The organism is Extibacter muris, assembly GCF_004345005.1.
GTDB classification, from domain to species: domain Bacteria; phylum Bacillota; class Clostridia; order Lachnospirales; family Lachnospiraceae; genus Extibacter; species Extibacter muris.
Genome location: NZ_SMMX01000009.1, coordinates 1 through 19,185 on the forward strand (window position 1 = coordinate 1; position 19,185 = coordinate 19,185).

Below are 19,185 nucleotides of genomic sequence, written 5' to 3' on the forward strand. Positions count from 1 at the left end.
TCAGGAACCGTCAGACATGATAATTATTATGGATAACATCTGATGAAGGAAGAACGCCTTCTTCTGTTATCTATATAGAAACTTGTTAACCAAGCAGTCTTATTGATTACATCATTATTATACTAGGTGGTGATAAGTTGTATTAAAGGACTAAACACCGCGATGCTGACGGACTTGTTGAAGATGAGACGTGGAACGATCTTGACATGCCGGAAGTGTTCCAGCGGGTGAATATGACAAATTCCTTTGCAGGTGAACAATATCTGTATGCGTCGCTTAGAATCCTGTCACAGGATGAGAAAAGGTTCGCCAGATACGAGCGCAGGATGGCTTACTTTGAAGAAAAGCCGGAGGAGCGTGCTGATATCCAGTATGAACTTACAAGATTGGAAAGCGGCCGAGCTATTATTACGTACCTGCGTTCTTCAACAATAGAGATGCGTTTGAGGTGTCTCACGTCTGGTGCTACAGGTTGATGCAGGGCGTGTTCCTAATCAGCCTGCTGCTCTGCCTTATCTTTCGCACGAAGTGGATGTCTGCGGGTGCATTCCTTCTTGATTTTACCGTGTATAACAAGATTATCAGGGAGATTGGGGAGAAGATGGATACCTTCATCTGGCTGTACGAGCTGGTCGGAGAGCTGGATATGCTCATATCCATCGCATCATTCCGAAAGAGCCTTCCGGCCTTCTGTCTACCGGATTTTCATGAAGAACTGTCCATAGAGATGGAGGACATCTATCATCCGCTTATCGACAATCCTGTATACAACAGTGTCAGGCTGTACAAAAATACCATCATCACGGGCTCCAATGCATCAGGAAAGTCGACGTTTATCAAAGCGGCTGCAATTAACGAGATATTTGCCCAGACGATTCATACATGTACGGCCCGGAGATTTGTGCTCCCTCCTACCTATATAAAGACATCCATGGCAGTGAGGGACAACCTGATGGAAGGGGAAAGCTACTATATACGTGAAATCAAGTCGCTGAGGAGGACAGCTCTGAGTACGGATGGCAGGCTGCCCGTATTCTGCGCCATTGACGAGATACTACGTGGAACGAATACCATTGAACGGCTGGCCGCATCCGCATCGATCCTTCAGTACCTGCAGGATAAGAACTGCATCGTCCTCGTGGCCACGCATGACCTGGAGCTTTTGGACATGCTCAAAGACAGCGGCTATGACAATTATTACTTCAGTGAGCAGCCGGAGGCGTAAGATGTCATATTCGATTATAAGATTCACAGCGGAGCCAGCAGGCAGACGAATGCCATAAGGCTACTTGAGAGGATAAGATTTCCGGAGGATGTTATCGGACGTGCCAATTATTTTTATCAGCAGATAATTGTGACCAAATCACAGAAATGATTCTCAGATGGTGTATAATAAAGACAACATCAAAACAAAATAAGATTAATGATAGAAAGGAAGTAATATTATGGCAGCAATACATGTAACGAAGGACAATTTTAAACAAGAGGTTTTAGAAGCAGATGTACCGGTACTGGTTGATTTCTGGGCTGAATGGTGCGGACCGTGCCAGATGGTACTGCCGATTGTCGAAGAGCTGGCTGGAGAAGTCAAGGACGCTAAAGTCTGCAAGGTCAATGTTGACGAACAGATGGAACTGGCGAAAGAATTCCGTGTCATGTCCATACCGACGCTTATGGTGTTCAAGGATGGACAGAAAGTCAAATCAGAAGTGGGAGCAAAGTCTAAAGAAGAACTCAAGGCGATGCTGGGAGTGTAGAAGAAGCTGAAACAGACCCCTGTAAAGACACAGTGGTCTGTTTTCTTTTTCAGCCCAGAAGCCGGAACACCTGCTCCACCGCAGCAGCCATATTTTCACGGGCGGTATCGGGCTTCATGGCCTCTTCAAGCGTTGTGACGCCCCGGATGACAGGGAAGAAGGCGTCGATGCCTGCTTCGTTGCAGGCCGATGCTCCTTTTGCCACGCTTCCGGCAAACGCGATTACTTTTATGCCATATGCTTTCGCTAGCCGGGCAACACCTGCCGGCGCTTTTCCCATCGCTGTCTGCGCATCCAGGCGGCCTTCCCCGGTGACGACGATATCGGTGCCGTCCAGCTCATCTCTCAGGCCGACTGCATCCAGGATCAGATCCACGCCCGGTGTAAGCACAGCCCCCAGGTAGCTGAGGAAAGCAAAGCCGAGCCCTCCTGCCGCTCCTGCCCCTTTGGCACCGGCGTGGCTGCTGCCGAGAGCTTCTGCCGTGACCGCTGCATAGTGGGCCATGTCCGTATCCAGCTGTTCCAGCAAGTCTTCCGTTACCCCTTTCTGTGGGCCATAGATATAAGTAGCGCCGTTTTTTCCGCAGAGCGGGTTCGTGACATCACATGCAACCTGAAAACGGCATCCGGTCAGCAGCGGGTTACGACCGCCTGTATCGACGGACATTATCTTGCCCAGCGCCTGTCCCCCTTCGCCGGCATCCCGTCCATCCTTGTCCAGGAACCGGAAGCCGAGCGCTTTTAACATGCCGATGCCACCGTCGTTCGTGACGCTGCCGCCGATACCGATGATAAAGTTGCGGCAGCCGCGTGCCGCCGCGTCCTGGATCATCTCCCCGACCCCGTACGTACTGGCAATAAGAGGGTTCCTTTCTTCCGGAGGCACAAGCGTGATGCCGGCAGCGGCGGCCATCTCTATCACAGCCGTGGAAGAGGCGTCAAGATACCCGTAGCAGGCCTGGACCGGCTGTCCCATAGGGCCGGTGACGGTGATGTCGATCTTACTTCCTCCCAGCCCTTCTATGAGGGCGTCGGTCGTCCCTTCCCCTCCGTCCGCCAGAGGCTTTATCGTGACAGAAGCGTCCGGTCTGGCGGCAAGTATGCCTGCTCTGGCCGCACGTCCCGCCTCCATGGAAGAGAGGCTCCCCTTGAATGAATCCACAGCAATTACAACCTTCATAATCTGCGCTCCTTTTCTCGTTCTTGTTACCTAAAGGATATCATATATGTGCACCTAGCGGGAAACGCTTTCTGCGATTTCTTTTGTTATGCTCAGGAATCTGTCGATATCTTCCGTACTGTTACAGTGCAGCGGAGAGACGCGGATAGCCCCTTCGATTCCGAGCGCTTCGACAATCCGTTTGGAGTACATGCTGCTGCTTAAGCGTTCAAATACGGTGACGCCGTGGTCCAGGTATCTCTGCACACATTCGGAATATTCAATCCCCTTGATCCCCATGGCGATAATGAGGTCTTTACAGGTAAGATCTTCCATGTCTACATACACTTCTACACGGTCGATATGTCTTAATCCGGGCACCTCAGAGGTACCTTCCAGCATACGGAAGAGGAGGGCCCTTTCCTGAAGGTGGATACGGTTCATGCCTTCTATGTACAGTGACCGTCTGTCTGACGCGTCGGAAAACTGCTCTCCGATGGCGCATACATAGTCGATGACTGCCATCATCGCGGCAAAGTCAGCAGGTGCGGGGGTTCCAAGCGACCATACGTCCGCATCCTTATGAATCAGCTTGTGGTGCGGCATCCGTGCCACGCGGTCGGATACGTAGGCATAGCCGCAGCCGCGGATTCCAAAGAACTTGTAAGGCGCGAAGTTCGCCACATCCACATCCCAGTCTTCTACATCGATCACTGCATGCGGCGCATGCTGTACAGCATCGCTTACGATGTAGATATCAGGATTGACCTCTTTGGCCCGCCGCGCGATTTCTTTGATATCCATAATATTGCCGGATATGTTGGAAGCGGCCATGATGCTGAGCAGGCAGGTATCCTTGTCGACGTATTTCATCACCTCATCCGGATCGATGCCGCCTGTCGTCTTATTCGCAGGGACGACGCGGAACTCCCGGCCCGTCTTGCCGCAGTAATATTCCACGGCATCATGTGCGGACGGGTGCTCAAGGGACGAAGTGACCGCGTTGGTCCCCCATTTTACATTCTCCATGATGGCGCCCACCGCCTGGTACATCGACTGGGAGGCCGACAGCTCGGTAAGAAGCGCGCCGCCGCTTGCCCCAAATACGACTTCGAGTATCTCTTTCGTTCCATTTTTTACATAGGCCTGCAGTTCGAGCCCTCTTCCGCGGACACGTTCCGGACAGTCCGGAAACTGCTCCACGGCGCATTTTGCCTCCACGGCTTTTTTCAGCCTCAGGGATCCGCCGGAATTCTCAAAAAAGAGGCGGGGGCCATGCACCGGATCTTCATCCGCATAATAAAATTGTTCTTTTAAACTCTTCTGATATTCGTCAGAAAATAAAATTCCATGTTCAGTATCCATTATTCATCCTCCTTATCTGGACGTTATCTTTAACTTTAAATCCATCATAGCATGTAGGATAAAAATTGAGAAATGAATAATTTCATTGTATAATATTAATAAAATTTATATTTGGCACGTGCTGTAAACGAAATGGAATATAGGAGGGTAATCATGAATCTGTCTGAAATTGAAACATTTTTGATGATTGTAAAGACAAAAAACATTACGAAGACGGCGGAAAACTTGTTTCTATCGCAGCCGACGGTGAGCCACAGGCTGAAATCGCTGGAGAACGAATTGGAAGTAAAGCTGATAGCGAGGAAGAAAGGCTACAAGCAGATTGAACTTACGACCCAGGGAGAAGAGTTTATACCTATCGCCGAGCGGTGGGTGTCGATCTGGCAGGAAATGCAGCGGTTAAAAGACAGCCAGGAGAAGCTGTACCTGACCATCGCCTGTACAGATACGCTGAACAGCGCCATATTATTCGACTTGTACAGAGATATGCTCGATGAAGAAGAGCAGATTATGAACCTGCACATTAAGACACATTATTCCTATGAAGTATATGGTCTTCTGGAACGCCACGATATCGATCTGGGATTCGTATACCATCATCTGCAGTTCAAGAATATCGTGGCAGAGCCTGTCCTGAAGGAAAAGATGTATCTTGTGCAGGCGGAAGAGACAGAGCTTAAGAAGCCGGTCATCCACACCGATGAGCTAGACCTGGAGCGGGAGATATTTGTAAGCTGGGAGGCCAATTACCAGATCTGGCATGACGAGTGGGTGTCCAAAGGGGAGCGTCCCCGTATCCAGGTAGATACGTTCGAGCTGTTGTTCCACCTGCTTGCCAAGGAGCAGATGTGGGCTATCGCCCCCATTTCTGTAGTAGACCGTATCCGCAGCCTGCGGCCGGTATACGTAAGCGAGATTGGCAACCAGATCCAGCCTCCGGAGAGGGTTACATATAAGATAAAGCACAAGTATCCCAATGAAGCGGCGCTGAAAGCAGTACAGGTATTTGAAGACAGGCTGGACAGATATCTGCAGGGCAGAGACTGGGGATATGTCGGACAATAATAGAAAAAGTTAATATATTATAGTTAAATAATTTATTTTTTATAATAATAGCCATGTGCTATACTGTAGCCAATCAATAAAAAAGAGCGAAAAAAGCCGGGTAAAATAGCAATTATTCACAAAATGGAGAGGAGAACGCCAGATGGATGTAAAAATTCTTATATCAGGTGATTCGGCTGTTTCCGTGCAGATGGGCAGTGAAATAAGCCTGGAAGTGAACCAGCTTGTGCGCATGCTTTTTCTGGACCTGAAGCGCAGCCCCGTTGAAGGGATTACGGAGATGGTACCTACATACGCTTCTCTGATGATACATTACAGGCCGGAGAAGATTACGTACAGCCATCTGAAAGAGGAAATAGAAAAACGGCTGGCTGGTATGGAGCAGATAGAAGAGGAACGGCATATCGTCAAAGAGATTCCGATCTGCTATGGAGGAGAGTTCGGGCCGGACCTTGAAGACTGCGCGGCGTACGAACATGTGTCTACACAGGAATTTATCCGGATGCATGCGGGACATGAGTATTATACGTATATGCTCGGGTTTGCTCCCGGACACGCATATATGGCGCGGTTTGAGGAGCCGTTCCACTTTAAAAGAAGGGAAGCCCCAAGGGTAAGGATTCCAGGACAGTCCATCGTAGTACAGCTGAACCTGTCCAACCTGATTCCGTTTGACCAGCCGTGCGGATGGAATATCGTAGGTGCCACGCCGCTGGCAATCTGCGATTACACGAAGGAGGATCCGTTTCTCGTACATGCAGGGGAGTGGGTGAGATATGTGCCGGTAAGCCAGAGAGAATATGGGAAGATCAAAGAAGATGTCAGAAAAGGGACATATCGTCTGAAAACATATGAGAAGGCGGTGGAATAATGGGCATAAAAGTGGAGAATCCCGGGATACTGACCACGGTTCAGGATGAAGGGAGATTCGGCTACCAGCAGTTCGGCGTATCGCCGGCGGGGCCGATGGACACACAGTCATTTTATCTGGCCAATATCCTGGCAGGCAATAAGAGAAGCGAAGGCGTGCTGGAAATGACGTTTTCAGGTCCGACGCTGAAGTTTGAGGAAGAAAATATAATTGCCATAACCGGAGCAGACATGTCCCCATGCTTGAACGGGGAGCCGGTGCCTATGTACCAGGCAGCAGCTGTGCGGGCAGGCGATACGCTTTCCTTCGGAATGGCCGGAGGCAGCGGCAGCAGAGGCTATCTGGCGTTTGCAGGCGGTCTGGATGTGCCGCTCGTGATGGGGAGCAAATCTACGCTCATGCGCAACGGTCTTGGAGGCGTTCACGGAAGGAAGCTGCAAAAAGGGGATGTAATAGGCTTTGTGAAACCGAGGACAGAACTGCCGAACATGTCAGCGCGGAAGCTGGAGCCGGAGATATTTCCAGAGAAGGAGCTGACGCTCCGTGTGGTGGCCGGTCCGCAGGATACGGACTTTACAGAGGAGGAGCTGAGACGGTTCTTCTGGTACGGTGCCCAGATTACGAACGAATCTGACCGGATGGGCTTCAGGCTGCAGAGAGAAGAGCCTCTTAAGCATATCGGCGATGGGAATATCATAACAGACGGAATCGCCTTCGGCTCTGTCCAGGTACCGTCCAACGGGCAGCCGATCATTATGATGGCAGACAGACAGAGCACCGGAGGCTACAGCAAGATAGGCACAGTCATTTCCGTGGACCTGCCAAAGCTGGCACAGAGCGTTCCAGGTTACAGGGTCCGGTTTGTCAGAATCGGCATAGAGCTGGCACAGGACCTGTACATCAGGCGCCTGCAGAAGCTGGATAACCTGGAAAGACATCTCGGACAGGGCGGTTAAGATAAGGGAATATGGCTTGCAGATAAAATCATATAAAAATGGAGGAGACTGATATGAAGATCGTAGTATTGGATGGATACACGTTAAACCCTGGAGACATAAGCTGGAAGGGGCTGGAAGCCCTGGGAGACGTTACGGTACATGACCGTACCCGGGCAGAAGAAGTGGCAGAGAGGATTGGGGACGCACAGGTCGTATATACGAACAAGACTCCGATAACGAAAGAGACGCTGGACCGATGCAGCGGCATTCGCTTTATCGGCGTGCTTGCCACCGGTTATAATATTGTAGACACGGTGGCGGCAAAGGAGAAGGGGATCGTGGTATCTAACATCCCTACATATGGAACTGCGGCAGTATCCCAGTTCGCAATTGCCCTGCTTCTGGAATTATGCCATCACATAGGCGAACATTCCGACGCGGTTAAGAACGGAGAATGGACCGCTAACCCTGACTGGTGCTTCTGGAAATCTCCGCTCGTAGAGCTGGCCGGTAAGACGATGGGGATCATCGGGTTTGGGAGAATCGGACAGGACACAGGAAAGATTGCACAGGCGCTCGGAATGAAAGTCCTGGCATACGACGCATACCAGAATCCGGAGCTGGAAAGCAGCACGTGCCATTACGCAGATATGGACACGCTGCTTGCACAGTCAGACGTCATCTCCCTGCATTGTCCTCTGTTCCCGGATACAGAAGGGATTATCAACAAAGATACCATCGCCAGGATGAAGACGGGCGTTATGATCATCAATGATTCCAGAGGTCCGCTTATCGTGGAGGAGGATTTAAGGGACGCGCTTAACAGCGGCAAAGTGGCAGGCGCTGCGCTGGACGTAGTATCTACGGAGCCGATCCAGATGGATAATCCCCTCCTGGACGCCAAGAATGTAATACTTACGCCTCATATTGCCTGGGCGCCAAGAGAGTCACGTCAGAGACTTATGGATATCGCTGTTGAAAACCTGCAGTGCTTTGTGGACGGAACACCGCAGAATGTCGTGAACAAGTAAGACAGATAACGCAAGACGGCTAAGCAGAGGAAAGGAGCTAAGGATATGTACAGTGTAGATTTGAACAGCGATATGGGTGAAAGTTTTGGAGCATACAAGCTGGGCGAAGATGAAGAGATCATCCGTTACGTGACGACAGCCAACGTTGCCTGCGGCTGGCATGCGGGAGATCCGATGGTCATGGACCGAGTCGTACGCATGGCAAAAGAACGAGGCACAGCCGTTGGAGCCCACCCCGGATATCCGGATCTGATGGGGTTTGGCCGCAGGAAGATGGCATTATCCTTCCAGGAAGTAAAGAACTATGTAAAGTACCAGATAGGCGCGCTGTCTGCCTTTACCCGGAGCTGCGGCATCGAACTAAAGCACGTGGCGCCTCACGGGGCGATGGGGAACCAGTGCCAGTACGATGAGGAAATCTCTACAGCCATCGTGGAAGCTGTGGCTGAATTTGACAAGGACCTGATAATCTACTACTGCGCGGGCGCCGTGCTTGGGAAGATTGCAGAGAGCAAGGGGCTGCGTACCGCGTCTGAAATCTTTGCCGACCGGGCATACATGGATGATCTGGCGCTCGTGCCGAGGAAGATGGAGGGATCCATGATTACGGATGAAGATTTGGCAATCAGGAGATGTGTTCGGATGATCAAGGAAGGGAAGGTAACCTCTGCCAGCGGGAAAGAACTCGATATAAGAGGAGATACGCTCTGCGTACACGGAGACGGGCCGAAGGCTCTGACATTTGTCCGGAGAATACGGGAGGCATTTGCCGACGAGGGGATAGAGATTAAGCAGCTGTAGGAGATTGTGCGGATGTACCGGGATAAAATCAATGAATAGTTAGATGTGGGAGAATCAGCGTTGATTTGTACCGGTGCTTTTTTCGGCCTTTTTCTGGGATAAAACACGTGTAAATGATGAAGGAGTGGAAGTAAAATGAGTAAAGAAGTGACTAAAAAGGAACCTATGTCCGTAGTGAAGAAGATGATGATTGCCCTAGCCGGCGGGCTGATTGTCGGTATCGGATTCCTGCTTGTCCGTCAGCAGATGATGTCCTCGGGGAATGAGGCGGCATGGAATGCCATCAACAAGATCTTGTTCCAGGACATTACGGTGGAAGAAGGTGTCGGTGCGGTCGGCATCTTCTATATCGTCGGACAGGTATTCATGAGAGGGCTGCAGCTTGCTATCGTACCGCTTGTGCTTGTGTCTTTAAGCCTTGCCATGTGCAGCATCTCAAATTCCACAAAGCTTGGAAGGATAGCAGGACGTACGCTGGCAGGATTCTTCGGCTTCTATGTGTGCGGTGCGTTTCTGGGATGCGTCGTAGCCTATGCAGTTAAGTCTCTTGGATTTTTTAATGTTACGCTTCCAAGCGAAGCAGTAGCCGAGGCATCTACGATTGATGCGTTCAACCCCCTGGCAGTTGTTGTAAATGCGGTACCATCCAACATCACGGAGGCATTCAGTACAAATAACAGCATCCTGGCGGTAGTGGTGGTGTCAATCATCATCGGCCTCTGTATGAATAAGCTTGGAGATAAGGCTGCTCCGTTAAAGACCGTGCTGGAAAGTGCGAACGAAGTGATTCAGATGTATCTGACGTTCCTCATCAACAAGATAGGGCCGGTGGCCATCTTCTGCCTGATTTCAAGGACATTTGCAATCTACGGCGTGGAGTATCTTGCTCCGGCGGCAGCTTATGTCGTTGCAGCGATGCTGACATTGTTCCTGCTCGTCGTTACTCTTTATCCGGCCGGTATATATGTGACGACCAAGATGAATCCGTTCAAATTCCTGAAGAAGATTGCCAAGGTCGGAGTGTTCGGCTTTTCCACCAACTCTTCGGCAGCGTGCCTTCCGCTGAATACGAGGACATGCATAGATGAGCTTGGGTGTAGCGAAGAAGTTACAAGCTTCGTGCTGCCGACGGGCATGACGATCAATATGAACGGCACGACGGTCATGCATATGTTTGCCGTAACGTTCATAGCCACTTCAGCGGGCATCGACGTAACGCCTGCGAACCTTATCGTGATGGCATTTCTGTCCATCTGTGCGGCAGCAGGAACGCCTGCCATACCGATTGCGGGCACGACGATGATATTTACCGTGCTGTCTGGCATGGGGTGGACGACAGAAGCCTGCCTCATCGGATATGCGCTCGTGGTTGCAATCAACCGTCCGGTCGAGATGGCACTGCTTCCTCTGAATGTTATCGGAGATGCAGCCACGAATGTGATAGTCAATGCGAAGGAAAAAGAGCTGGATAAAGAGATCTATAACAGTTAGCCCCCAAACCGGAAAAGCCGGTACCGCATACATGATGAAACCTGCCGGTCTGCACAGATCCGGCAGGTTTATCTGTGACGGAGGACAGCGCTTTAAGATACTGCGCTTTCACAGGTTCCAGAAGCTTCAGATGAGAGATTTGAGCCTGTTTTTATCCGTAATCTTTACAGTCCCTCTTGAGAGCTCCACATACCCTTCAGAGGAGAAATACTTGAGCATACGCGTCACGACTTCTCTGGCGCTTCCCATAAGCCTTGCAATCTGTTCGTGCGTAAGCTTGATTTCGTCCGAGTGCAGCGATGCTGCTTCATCGAGGAGAAAGATAGCAAGCCTTTTGTCAAAGCTCATAAAGAGAATCTGCTGCATGGCCCACATGACATTTGAGAATCGTTCTGTGGTGAGCCTGTATGTAAAGGCCTCCGCATAAACATTGCCTTCGATGATGGAGGCAAATGCCTTGGAACAGAGCTGGATCAAATCACAGTCTGACACGACGTCGATGTAGACATCGAATGTTATGGACTGCAGGACACAGGATGCGGAAAGGACGCAGACCTCTCCTTCATTAATTCGGTATAAGGTTATCTCCCTCCCATCTTCCGATAGTATGTAGACTCTCAGGGAACCGGATTTGACGATGAGCGTTCCGATGCATTCATAGTCTGCACTGTGAAGTATCGTCCCTTTCTCGTACGAGCCGGATGCCGCGCTTTCGATAAGCATATCCTGCTGTGCATGTGTAAGCTGGTTCCAGAACGTAAGCGTCTCTTTCAGTAAATGTATATCTTCTTGTCGTGTCAGCATAGAACCGTCCTTTCGTATCGTATTCTTTCTATATTAAAACAGTATATCACAAATCACAGAAAAGAATGAAAAAGAATGGCCCGCAAACGGTCAGCACGTATATTTTCTTGCGCAGCGTTGCCAATATATGTTAGAGAGCATAGTAGCGGCAGCGGCAATCGCGGCTGCGACAGTTATGACAAGCCAGCCGTCTGCTATCATAATCGGCCTGTTGACAGGTTCATAAAATCTGATAGATAACATGTATGCACTTAAAAATACGAAGAAGACGAGCAGCAGATCGCTCCATGCTATCGTGTATGGGGAAGAAAGGAAATATTTTATGAAGAGCCATATGGCGGCAAACTGGATTGTATTTACAGCGGCATTCAGCAGATGTTGGTTGCGCGCTGCTTTCCCCGTTCTGGATAATATCATTGCAGAATTCCTTCGGCGCCACGCCGAGCTTATCCTGAAGAGCAAGCCTTTCTTTGTCAGCTTCCAGCGCCATTCCAATCAGGTCCTTGCGGATTACCTGTATCTGAAAAAGAGAAAGGGAAAAGGAGGACAGGTAACGGATCATATTCTGTACGGCAACGTAATTTTCTCTGCACTCGATATCGGCAGCCATGTCGTTGTTTTCTTTTTCTAACCTTTTAAGTTCATTTCTAAATGGATTCATATGCGTTCCTCCTTCATATTCTCTATATAAAAAATCTGGTTTACAGAAATGCATATCTCTTTCCAGCTCTTGAGGAAGCTGTCCAGATAATCTCTACCATCCCTGGTCAGTACATAATATTTCCGGTTCGGGCCGAGGGGGCTTGGCTTGTAGGTGGCGGAAATCAGCTTTTTCTTCTCCAGCCTGAGAAGCAGTGGATACAGGGTGCCTTCTCGTACATCTTGAAACCCATTTTCCTGGAGCTTTACGACAATCTCATACCCATATGTCTCGGACTTGTCTATTATCTTCAGGATACAGCCTTCCAGTATTCCTTTCATAAGCTGGGATTTGTCCATCTTACATCACATCCTTCCGCTACCTTGCATTGCAATATTCTTTACTATATTGTATCACAAGATAGATGCATGTCAACCGGATAATGTATTTTTCTGGAAGAAATGGAAATAATCATTACGTATCTGATTTAGATTGGAGGGTGGAGAACGATGAATGAATTTATTACCGCTTATCTGCAGAAGATCATACCGGTCAGCTTTAATCTGGAGACGGCGGAGGAGTTTATAACGATTGGGGACGCGGATCCTGCATTTACCTTGAAGATCAATCGTAATATCCCGAAGCGGGAGCTTCTCAACAGTACATCGCTGGCGCTTGGGGAAGCCTATATGCGGGAGGACATCGATGTGGATAAGGATCTGTTTGAGGTGCTGGACAGCTTCCTCGGGGAGATGGGCAAGTTCAGCGTCAACCGGGGAGCGCTACGCCGGATTCTTTATACATCGAAGAACATGCGAAGCCAGGAGAAGGAAGTGACGTCCCATTATGATATAGGAAATGATTTCTATAAGCTCTGGCTGGACGAGACGATGAGCTATTCATGCGGCTATTTTAAGGAGGATTCTGATACGCTTTATGCGGCTCAGGTTAATAAAGCAGAACATATACTGGACAAGATGTATCTAAAAGAGGGGATGGCTCTGCTGGATATCGGCTGTGGATGGGGATTCCTTCTCAAACATGCCGTGAAACGTTACGGCGTGAAAGGAGTCGGTATTACGTTGAGCAGGGAACAGTATGCCAAATTCCGTAAGGATATAGAGGATGAGGGGCTCCAGGACAGCCTGGAGGTACGGCTGATGGACTACCGTGAGCTGAAGACGTCGGGCCTTGCGTTTGACAGGGTGGTGAGCGTGGGGATGCTGGAGCATGTGGGAAGAGGCAATTATCCGCTGTTCCTCGAATGTGTACAGTCTGTCCTCAAGCCGGGCGGCCTGTTCCTTCTGCACTACATCAGCGCGCTGCAGGAGTTTCCGGGAGATGCGTTTATCAAAAAATATATATTTCCGGGCGGGGTCATTCCAAGCCTGAGGGAGATCATCCATATCATGGGAGACAGGAAGCTTTATACGGTAGACGTGGAGAGCCTGAGGCGCCATTATACGAAGACGCTGCTCTGCTGGCGGGATAACCTGCTCAAGCATAAGGAAGAGATTACGAAGAGATACGGGAAAGAATTCATGCGTATGTGGGAACTGTACCTGGCTTCCTGCGCTGCGACTTTCCACAATGGAATCATCGATCTGCATCAGATCGTGATGACAAACGGAATCAATAACGAACTGCCGATGACAAGAGTCGTCTGATACTTGCCGCACCTCCAAAATCAAGGTATAATGCTTGGTAAAGGAGGTGCGTCATTATGTACGAATTATGGAAAGTGCTGGAAAGGCTGAAAGGATGCCGGTGGGTGGAACTGTCCCATCCCCTGAATAACGACAGCCCGTATTGGGGAGGGATTCCTGACGGGGCGGTGGAACTGTCCAGCACGGTGTTTGACTGGGGAAATGAAATGCTGGATTGTCTCATACAGACATTTAAATTCCCGGGGCAGTTTGGTACGCATATTGATTTCCCGGGACATTTCATCAAGGGCAGAGAGCTGTCGGAACAATATGGTGTCAGGGATATGGTCTATCCGCTCGTAGTTATCGACATCTCGGAAAAAGTCAAAGAAGATGTCCACTATGCGGTTACAGTCGAGGATATCCAAGCCTTTGAGGAGCAGTATGGGGACATCCCTGACGGAGCGTTCGTGGCGCTTCGTACGGACTGGGGAAAACGCTGGCCTTCGATGGATGCCATCTGCAACTTTGACGGGGAAGGGGGAGAGCATACGCCTGGCTGGTCGATGGAGGCACTGAAATACATCTATGAAGTGCGCAGCGCGGCAGCAAACGGGCATGAGACGCTTGATACAGATGCCTCGGTGCTGGCGGAGCAGGCCGGTGACCTCGCATGTGAACGGTATGTGCTGGATAAGGGGAAGCTTCAGGTCGAAGTGCTCTGCAACCTGGACCAGGTGCCGCCGGCCGGTGCCATCGTCATCGCGGCATATCCTCCAATCGAAGGTGCTACGGGGCTGCCAGTGCGCGTGTGGGCGATCGCGCAGGATTAATCCGGCTTTCGTGTCCGGGCTGCGGCTGCCTGCGGAAAATAGTTGTTTACATGTACATAAGACAGGTATATAATGGTAACCAGCAGATGATGTTACTGCAATCACCTATTCAAAAAAGAATATAGAAGTCTTTGTGGCAGGGTGCAAGTCCCTACCGATGGTATAGTCCATGACCCGCGTAAAGCGGCTGATCTGGTGACCCCTCAGCGGGAATTCCAGAACCGACGGTATAGTCCGGATGAGAAAAGGCATTTTCTGCGTAATTACGCCCGGGACATGATTATTGATGTGCCGGGTTATTTTTTTGAGGAGGATTCAGTATGAACGAGACAAATGAAACAATGAATGTAACTGTGGGCAAGAAGGTACAGACCCGTGACGACGCAAGGATGAGGGTGAAGAAGATTGCCTTTATCGGCCTGATGGGTGCGGTCAGCGCGGTACTGATGCTGTTCCGGTTCCCGCTTCCCTTCATGCCGCCGTTCCTGTCGTTTGACTTTTCCGGCCTGATGGCGATGCTTGGCGGGTTCATGTTCGGTCCGGTGGCGGCAGTATGTATCATAATCGTCAAGATTATGCTGCAGCTTGTGATGCAGGGCAGCTTTTCCCTCGGGACAGGTGAGCTGCAGAACCTGATACTGAGCTGTGCGTATGTGCTGCCGGCTCTGATCATCTATCACCGCAGCAAGTCGAAGAAGATGGCGGTTGCCGGTATGGCGGTCAGCTCTGTGTTTGTGGCGGTTGTTGCCGTATTTACCAACCTGTACCTGATCATTCCCTTCTATGTAAAGTTGTTTGGCATGTCTATGGATGATATCATCGCCATGTGCAGCACAGTGAATCCGGCGATAAAGAATGCAGTGACGATGGCATTGTTTGGCATCCTGCCGTTCAACCTGATCAAGTACGGCGTTACATCTCTGGTTACATTTATCATATATAAGAGGCTGAGCAAAGTTATTAAAGAAATCATAAGCAGATAAAGGAGAGCGGTTATGAAGTTTACATTGGATAAGGATATTACTTATGAGCAGGCGGTGGAGCGTATGTTTGAGATGCTTGGAAACAGTCAGATTATGGCGTTGGCCTCCAGCCTGGACGATTACGTCATGGTGAGGAACGTCAGCTGCCTGTTCTATGATGAGAAGATTTATTTCAAGACGGATAAGAACTTCCGCAAGACAAAGCAGCTGCTTGAAAACCCGAATGTGGCCATGTGCTGGAGCGGGGTGCAGGTGGAAGGCATAGCTGTCAACAAAGGGCTGGTGACGGAAGAGCCGGGGCAGCGGTTCGCGGAAGGCTATAAGAAATATCTGTGGCAGAGTTATAATAAATACAGCCATGAAGACACGGAGATACTCATAGAGGTGATTCCGAAATATGTAGAGATTTGGGATACGAGCGATGATGGGTATGCCTTCCAGCTGTTCATAGATTTTGAGAAAAAGCAGATAGAGATAAAATTATATGACGAGAAGTAATTGGGGGTTTAGTAAGCCAGACCGCCGAAGGACAGGTATGGGGCAGATGCTCCGATGCGTCCGGGAACTGCGACTATCACACAGATTCCTAAGCCTGTGGACTGTTAGCCGATAGCGGCTCTCATCCCACGGGCCAAGGAATCTGGTGAGGATTCTCCATCCCTTCCGCTTACACCTGCGCATCTGCCCCCTACCTCCCCATCGGCTATCTACTTTACTGGCACGGGCGGGAGCGGCTCTTCTTGCAGCAACGGCGTGCACGCCTCGCTACAGACGCTAAACAACAACTAAATTGTTCTCTATGCTGCACATGTTAAGCTTGTTATATTTTATCATTCATCTCACGCAGCCAGCGGCCATCCGCTGGCCAGTAACGCCACACAGCCGTCCTCGCCCTTGTTAAGTGAAGTAGATAGCGGGCGGGGAGCCGGGTGGGAGATGCGCAGGTGCAAGCGGTAGAGGCGGAGAATCCTTTCCGTAGCCTTTATCCTGCGGGATGTAAGCCGCTATCGGCGCGCATTCCGCAGGGTTAGGGATACGTGAAATAGTCGGAGCCTCGGACTCATCGAAGCAGATGCCACCCGGCTCCCAGTCCGCAGCCACTTTACTTAAACTCACATTGAACAAAACTGCAATGTGTGATATCATATGAACACAATTCAAACATTCTGATTTTCTGATTTCATCTACGGCAGATCGCCGTACCTATCCGATGTTTGTGACAAATCTTTCATGCAAGGAGGGATGCCTATGGGGGCTGTTCTTTTGGTTTCCGTCTGTTAGCCGTGGATAAAGTATGATAAAATGAAGGAGAACCATATGAACAAAAGACAAAAGCTGATACCATTAAACAAACTGAACCTTACGGACCGTTTCCTCTTTGAGGAAGTGATGGAGGACCCTCTGGCCCACCAGGAGGCGCTCGGCATCATCCTAGGCAGGGATGTCCCGCTCCTTCAGCGGAACGAGACGGAGAAGGGGCTTAGGATCTCGCCGGAGGCCCGCTCCGTCCGCCTGGACATCTTCTCCATGGACGAGGACAGGGCCGTCTATAATACGGAGATGCAGAAGCAGCGCAGGGCGGACCTGTCCAGACGGAGCCGCTACTACCAGTCTCTCGTGGACATCTCCCTGCTCGAGCCCGGGATTCCGGACTACAGCCAGCTGAACGAATCCTATCTCATCATGATCACGCCCTTTGACCTGTTCGGCTGCGGGAAGTACCGTTACACCTTCCGGGCCGTGTGCGAGGAAGAGCCGGAATGCATCCTCGAAGACGGGGCGACCCGGATCTTCCTGAATACCCGTGGAACGAATGACGATGAGGTCTCACAGGAGCTGGTGGAATTCCTGCACTACGTGGAGCATACGACGGACGAGGCGGCGGAGCATGCCGGGAGCGAACGCATCCGCCGCATCCACAATCGGGTCCGGAAGGTACGAAATAGTGAAGAAGTCGGGGTGAAGTACATGCAGGCATGGGAAGAAAAATATTACGAGAAAGAAGAGGCAAGAAAAGAAGGGCTGAAGGAGGGACGTGCCGAGGGGCGCGCCGAGGGACGTAAAGAAGAACGCATAGATTTAGTCAAAAAGAAGCTTGAAAAAGGAAAATCTGTTGAAGAAATAGCCGAGGCCCTAGAGGAAACTGAGGAGGCAATCCAGGAACTCATCAAAGAATTGGGGCATTAAGTAACGCAGCAGCCAGCGCTGCGCTGACCAGCAGCGTCACACAGCCGCCCCCGCCCGCAGCCACTTTACTTAAACTTACAGTTCATAAATTTCTGTGTATAACATCATATAAAAGCTGCAGGGGAATGCGATAACTCCCGATGGATGAAACGACCTCTTTTCGTCAATAATGTCTGTAAAGGCTGTCTTGATGGCTGCCACAACGGATAAGAAAGAGGAGTAGATATGAAAACATTTGAGGAACTTTACCAGGCGGTTCTTGAACAAAAGATAACACTTGAGGAACCTTTGCCGGCAGAATATGATCCAAAGCACCTGGACTGTCTGCTTCATCCTGAGAAGTATGCACCTGTGATTCAGGATGTGGAGTGCAAAGAATGTGCGTATGACCGGGCTTGCCTTCAAAGCTGCATATTTGACGCGATTGAGATTGGGGAAGATGGAAAGGCCAGTATCAATCCTTCCCTGTGCACTGGCTGTGGCGTGTGTATCGATGCATGTGAAGAGAAACACCTGAATGCAGGCAGAGATGTGCTCCCTGCCATGAAGGCAGTGAGAGAAGCAAAAGGCCCTGCCTATATGATGGTGGCCCCGGCATTTTTCGGACAGTTCGGTGAGGAGATCTCCCCGGGACAGCTGCGGAAGGCCTTTAAGGCGCTGGGTTTCACCGGTATGGTAGAGGTTGCCCTCTTTGCAGACATTCTGACCTTGAAAGAAGCGCTGGAATTTGACCGGCACGTTAAGAAACAGGGGGACTATCAGCTGACGAGCTGCTGCTGCCCGGTGTGGATAGCGATGATACGTAAGATATATCATGAGCTGATGCCGCATGTACCTGGAGCGGTATCTCCGATGGTGGCCTGCGGACGCATGATAAAGAGGATTCATCCGGATGCAGTCACTGTATTTGCAGGTCCGTGTCTTGCTAAAAAGAAAGAAGCAAAAGAACCGGACATCTGTGACGCGGTGGATCATGTGCTTACCTTCCAGGAAGTTATGGATATCTTCCGGGCAGCGGACATCCATCCGGAAGAACTGGAAGACAGCAGGAAAGAACATGCCTCCAAAGCCGGACGCCTCTATGCAAGGACCGGCGGTGTGAGCCGTGCCATCTCTGAGATGGTAGAGCAGCTGAGACCTGACAGAAGCATTGCAGTACAGAGTGAGCAGGCCAATGGAACGAAGGAATGTATGGCTATGATTCAGAGGATTAAAAACAAAGAGACAGATGCCAACTTTTTTGAAGGGATGGGGTGTATCGGCGGCTGTGTCGGCGGGCCGAAAGCAGTATTAGACAAGGAAGAAGGGACAAGGCTCGTAGACGAATACGGTCAGAAAGCACCTTTTAAAACACCGCTTGAGAATCCTTACGTACGAAAAGTGCTGGAAGAACTCGGATTTGAGACGGTAGACGACTTGTTAAAAGACGATACACTGCTCACACGATATTTTGAAAAACAGGAAGGAGACACCGGTACAGCTGCTAGACAGATGCAATAAAAATGCTGGAAAGCAATATGAAGCAGAAGGCCGTATGAAAAAAGTGTGGACAGATAAAAGGCAAATGTGTTATGATAACACTCGGGACTTTGTGAATACTCTTTACTTGGTTAG

Annotated in this window: 21 protein-coding genes and 1 riboswitch; of the genes, 16 read left to right on the forward strand and 5 right to left on the reverse strand. The window is 50.1% G+C overall.

Going from position 1 to position 19,185, the window contains the following annotated elements; translation table 11 throughout:
* Positions 1–233: 233 nt before the first annotated feature.
* From E1963_RS11435 to trxA, 3 genes are all read left to right on the forward strand, one after another.
* Positions 234–476, forward strand: coding sequence for a hypothetical protein (locus tag E1963_RS11435; protein ID WP_132278079.1), 243 nt, complete (start codon positions 234–236; stop codon positions 474–476).
* 8 nt (positions 477–484) lie between these two features.
* A complete protein-coding gene (locus tag E1963_RS11440) occupies positions 485–1,225 on the forward strand; it encodes a MutS-related protein (protein ID WP_167482181.1) in 741 nt (246 codons plus the stop codon).
* Positions 1,226–1,445: 220 nt separating this feature from the next.
* A complete protein-coding gene (gene trxA, locus E1963_RS11445; RefSeq protein ID WP_132278083.1) occupies positions 1,446–1,757 on the forward strand; it encodes a thioredoxin in 312 nt (103 codons plus the stop codon).
* Between the two features lie 49 nt (positions 1,758–1,806).
* Here trxA and E1963_RS11450 read toward each other — a convergent pair whose 3' ends face one another.
* Positions 1,807–2,937 carry a glycerate kinase family protein gene (locus E1963_RS11450; RefSeq protein ID WP_132278085.1) on the reverse strand — a complete coding sequence of 377 codons (1,131 nt, stop codon included), beginning with the start codon at positions 2,935–2,937 and terminating at the stop codon, positions 1,807–1,809.
* A 54-nt stretch (positions 2,938–2,991) separates the two neighbouring features.
* Positions 2,992–4,281: an aminotransferase class V-fold PLP-dependent enzyme gene (locus tag E1963_RS11455; RefSeq protein ID WP_132278087.1), complete on the reverse strand. Its 1,290-nt coding sequence runs from the start codon at positions 4,279–4,281 to the stop codon at positions 2,992–2,994.
* Between the two features lie 153 nt (positions 4,282–4,434).
* Between E1963_RS11455 and E1963_RS11460 the strand changes: the two genes are divergently transcribed.
* From E1963_RS11460 to E1963_RS11485, 6 genes are all read left to right on the forward strand, one after another.
* A complete protein-coding gene (locus E1963_RS11460) occupies positions 4,435–5,346 on the forward strand; it encodes a LysR family transcriptional regulator (protein ID WP_132278089.1) in 912 nt (303 codons plus the stop codon).
* 142 nt (positions 5,347–5,488) lie between these two features.
* Positions 5,489–6,217: a 5-oxoprolinase subunit PxpB gene (pxpB, locus tag E1963_RS11465; RefSeq protein ID WP_132278091.1), complete on the forward strand. Its 729-nt coding sequence runs from the start codon at positions 5,489–5,491 to the stop codon at positions 6,215–6,217.
* Entirely contained in the window at positions 6,217–7,173 is a 957-nt protein-coding gene (locus E1963_RS11470) for a 5-oxoprolinase subunit C family protein (protein ID WP_132278093.1), read from the forward strand. Before pxpB ends, E1963_RS11470 begins: the two co-directional genes overlap by 1 nt.
* 53 nt (positions 7,174–7,226) lie before the next feature.
* On the forward strand, positions 7,227–8,186 hold the full coding sequence (locus E1963_RS11475) for a D-2-hydroxyacid dehydrogenase (RefSeq protein ID WP_132278095.1): 960 nt from the start codon (positions 7,227–7,229) through the stop codon (positions 8,184–8,186).
* Between the two features lie 45 nt (positions 8,187–8,231).
* Complete coding sequence (locus tag E1963_RS11480; protein ID WP_132278097.1) at positions 8,232–8,987, forward strand: LamB/YcsF family protein; 756 nt, start codon at positions 8,232–8,234, stop codon at positions 8,985–8,987.
* A gap of 135 nt (positions 8,988–9,122) precedes the next feature.
* Positions 9,123–10,478, forward strand: a complete 1,356-nt coding sequence (locus E1963_RS11485) for a dicarboxylate/amino acid:cation symporter (protein WP_132278099.1) — start codon at positions 9,123–9,125, stop codon at positions 10,476–10,478.
* A 126-nt stretch (positions 10,479–10,604) separates the two neighbouring features.
* On the opposite strand, the gene E1963_RS11490 is transcribed toward E1963_RS11485, so the two are convergent.
* Positions 10,605–11,282: a Crp/Fnr family transcriptional regulator gene (locus E1963_RS11490; protein ID WP_132278101.1), complete on the reverse strand. Its 678-nt coding sequence runs from the start codon at positions 11,280–11,282 to the stop codon at positions 10,605–10,607.
* A 241-nt stretch (positions 11,283–11,523) separates the two neighbouring features.
* Between E1963_RS11490 and E1963_RS11495 the strand changes: the two genes are divergently transcribed.
* Positions 11,524–11,913 (forward strand): hypothetical protein, encoded by a 390-nt coding sequence (locus E1963_RS11495; protein ID WP_132278103.1) that lies wholly within the window; start codon positions 11,524–11,526, stop codon positions 11,911–11,913.
* 26 nt (positions 11,914–11,939) lie between these two features.
* Here the strand turns inward: E1963_RS11495 and E1963_RS11500 are convergent, their stop codons facing one another.
* Entirely contained in the window at positions 11,940–12,281 is a 342-nt protein-coding gene (locus E1963_RS11500) for a PadR family transcriptional regulator (RefSeq protein ID WP_132278105.1), read from the reverse strand.
* A gap of 150 nt (positions 12,282–12,431) precedes the next feature.
* On the opposite strand from E1963_RS11500, the gene E1963_RS11505 reads away from it, so the two are divergent.
* The 4 genes from E1963_RS11505 to E1963_RS11520 all read left to right on the forward strand — a co-directional run bounded on the left by E1963_RS11505 (position 12,432) and on the right by E1963_RS11520 (position 15,882).
* Entirely contained in the window at positions 12,432–13,589 is a 1,158-nt protein-coding gene (locus tag E1963_RS11505; protein WP_132278107.1) for an SAM-dependent methyltransferase, read from the forward strand.
* Between the two features lie 56 nt (positions 13,590–13,645).
* Entirely contained in the window at positions 13,646–14,401 is a 756-nt protein-coding gene (locus E1963_RS11510) for a cyclase family protein (protein WP_132278109.1), read from the forward strand.
* 123 nt (positions 14,402–14,524) lie between these two features.
* Positions 14,525–14,655, forward strand: a riboswitch (FMN riboswitch).
* Between the two features lie 66 nt (positions 14,656–14,721).
* Positions 14,722–15,384, forward strand: a complete 663-nt coding sequence (locus tag E1963_RS11515; protein ID WP_132278111.1) for an ECF transporter S component — start codon at positions 14,722–14,724, stop codon at positions 15,382–15,384.
* 12 nt (positions 15,385–15,396) lie between these two features.
* A complete protein-coding gene (locus E1963_RS11520; RefSeq protein WP_132278113.1) occupies positions 15,397–15,882 on the forward strand; it encodes a pyridoxamine 5'-phosphate oxidase family protein in 486 nt (161 codons plus the stop codon).
* Between the two features lie 399 nt (positions 15,883–16,281).
* Here E1963_RS11520 and E1963_RS11525 read toward each other — a convergent pair whose 3' ends face one another.
* Positions 16,282–16,500: a hypothetical protein gene (locus E1963_RS11525; RefSeq protein WP_132278115.1), complete on the reverse strand. Its 219-nt coding sequence runs from the start codon at positions 16,498–16,500 to the stop codon at positions 16,282–16,284.
* Between the two features lie 201 nt (positions 16,501–16,701).
* Between E1963_RS11525 and E1963_RS11530 the strand changes: the two genes are divergently transcribed.
* Together E1963_RS11530 and E1963_RS11535 are read left to right on the forward strand one after the other, a co-directional pair.
* Complete coding sequence (locus tag E1963_RS11530) at positions 16,702–17,571, forward strand: Rpn family recombination-promoting nuclease/putative transposase (protein ID WP_132278117.1); 870 nt, start codon at positions 16,702–16,704, stop codon at positions 17,569–17,571.
* 225 nt (positions 17,572–17,796) lie between these two features.
* On the forward strand, positions 17,797–19,071 hold the full coding sequence (locus tag E1963_RS11535; RefSeq protein WP_132278119.1) for a [Fe-Fe] hydrogenase large subunit C-terminal domain-containing protein: 1,275 nt from the start codon (positions 17,797–17,799) through the stop codon (positions 19,069–19,071).
* The last annotated feature ends 114 nt before the right edge of the window (positions 19,072–19,185 follow it).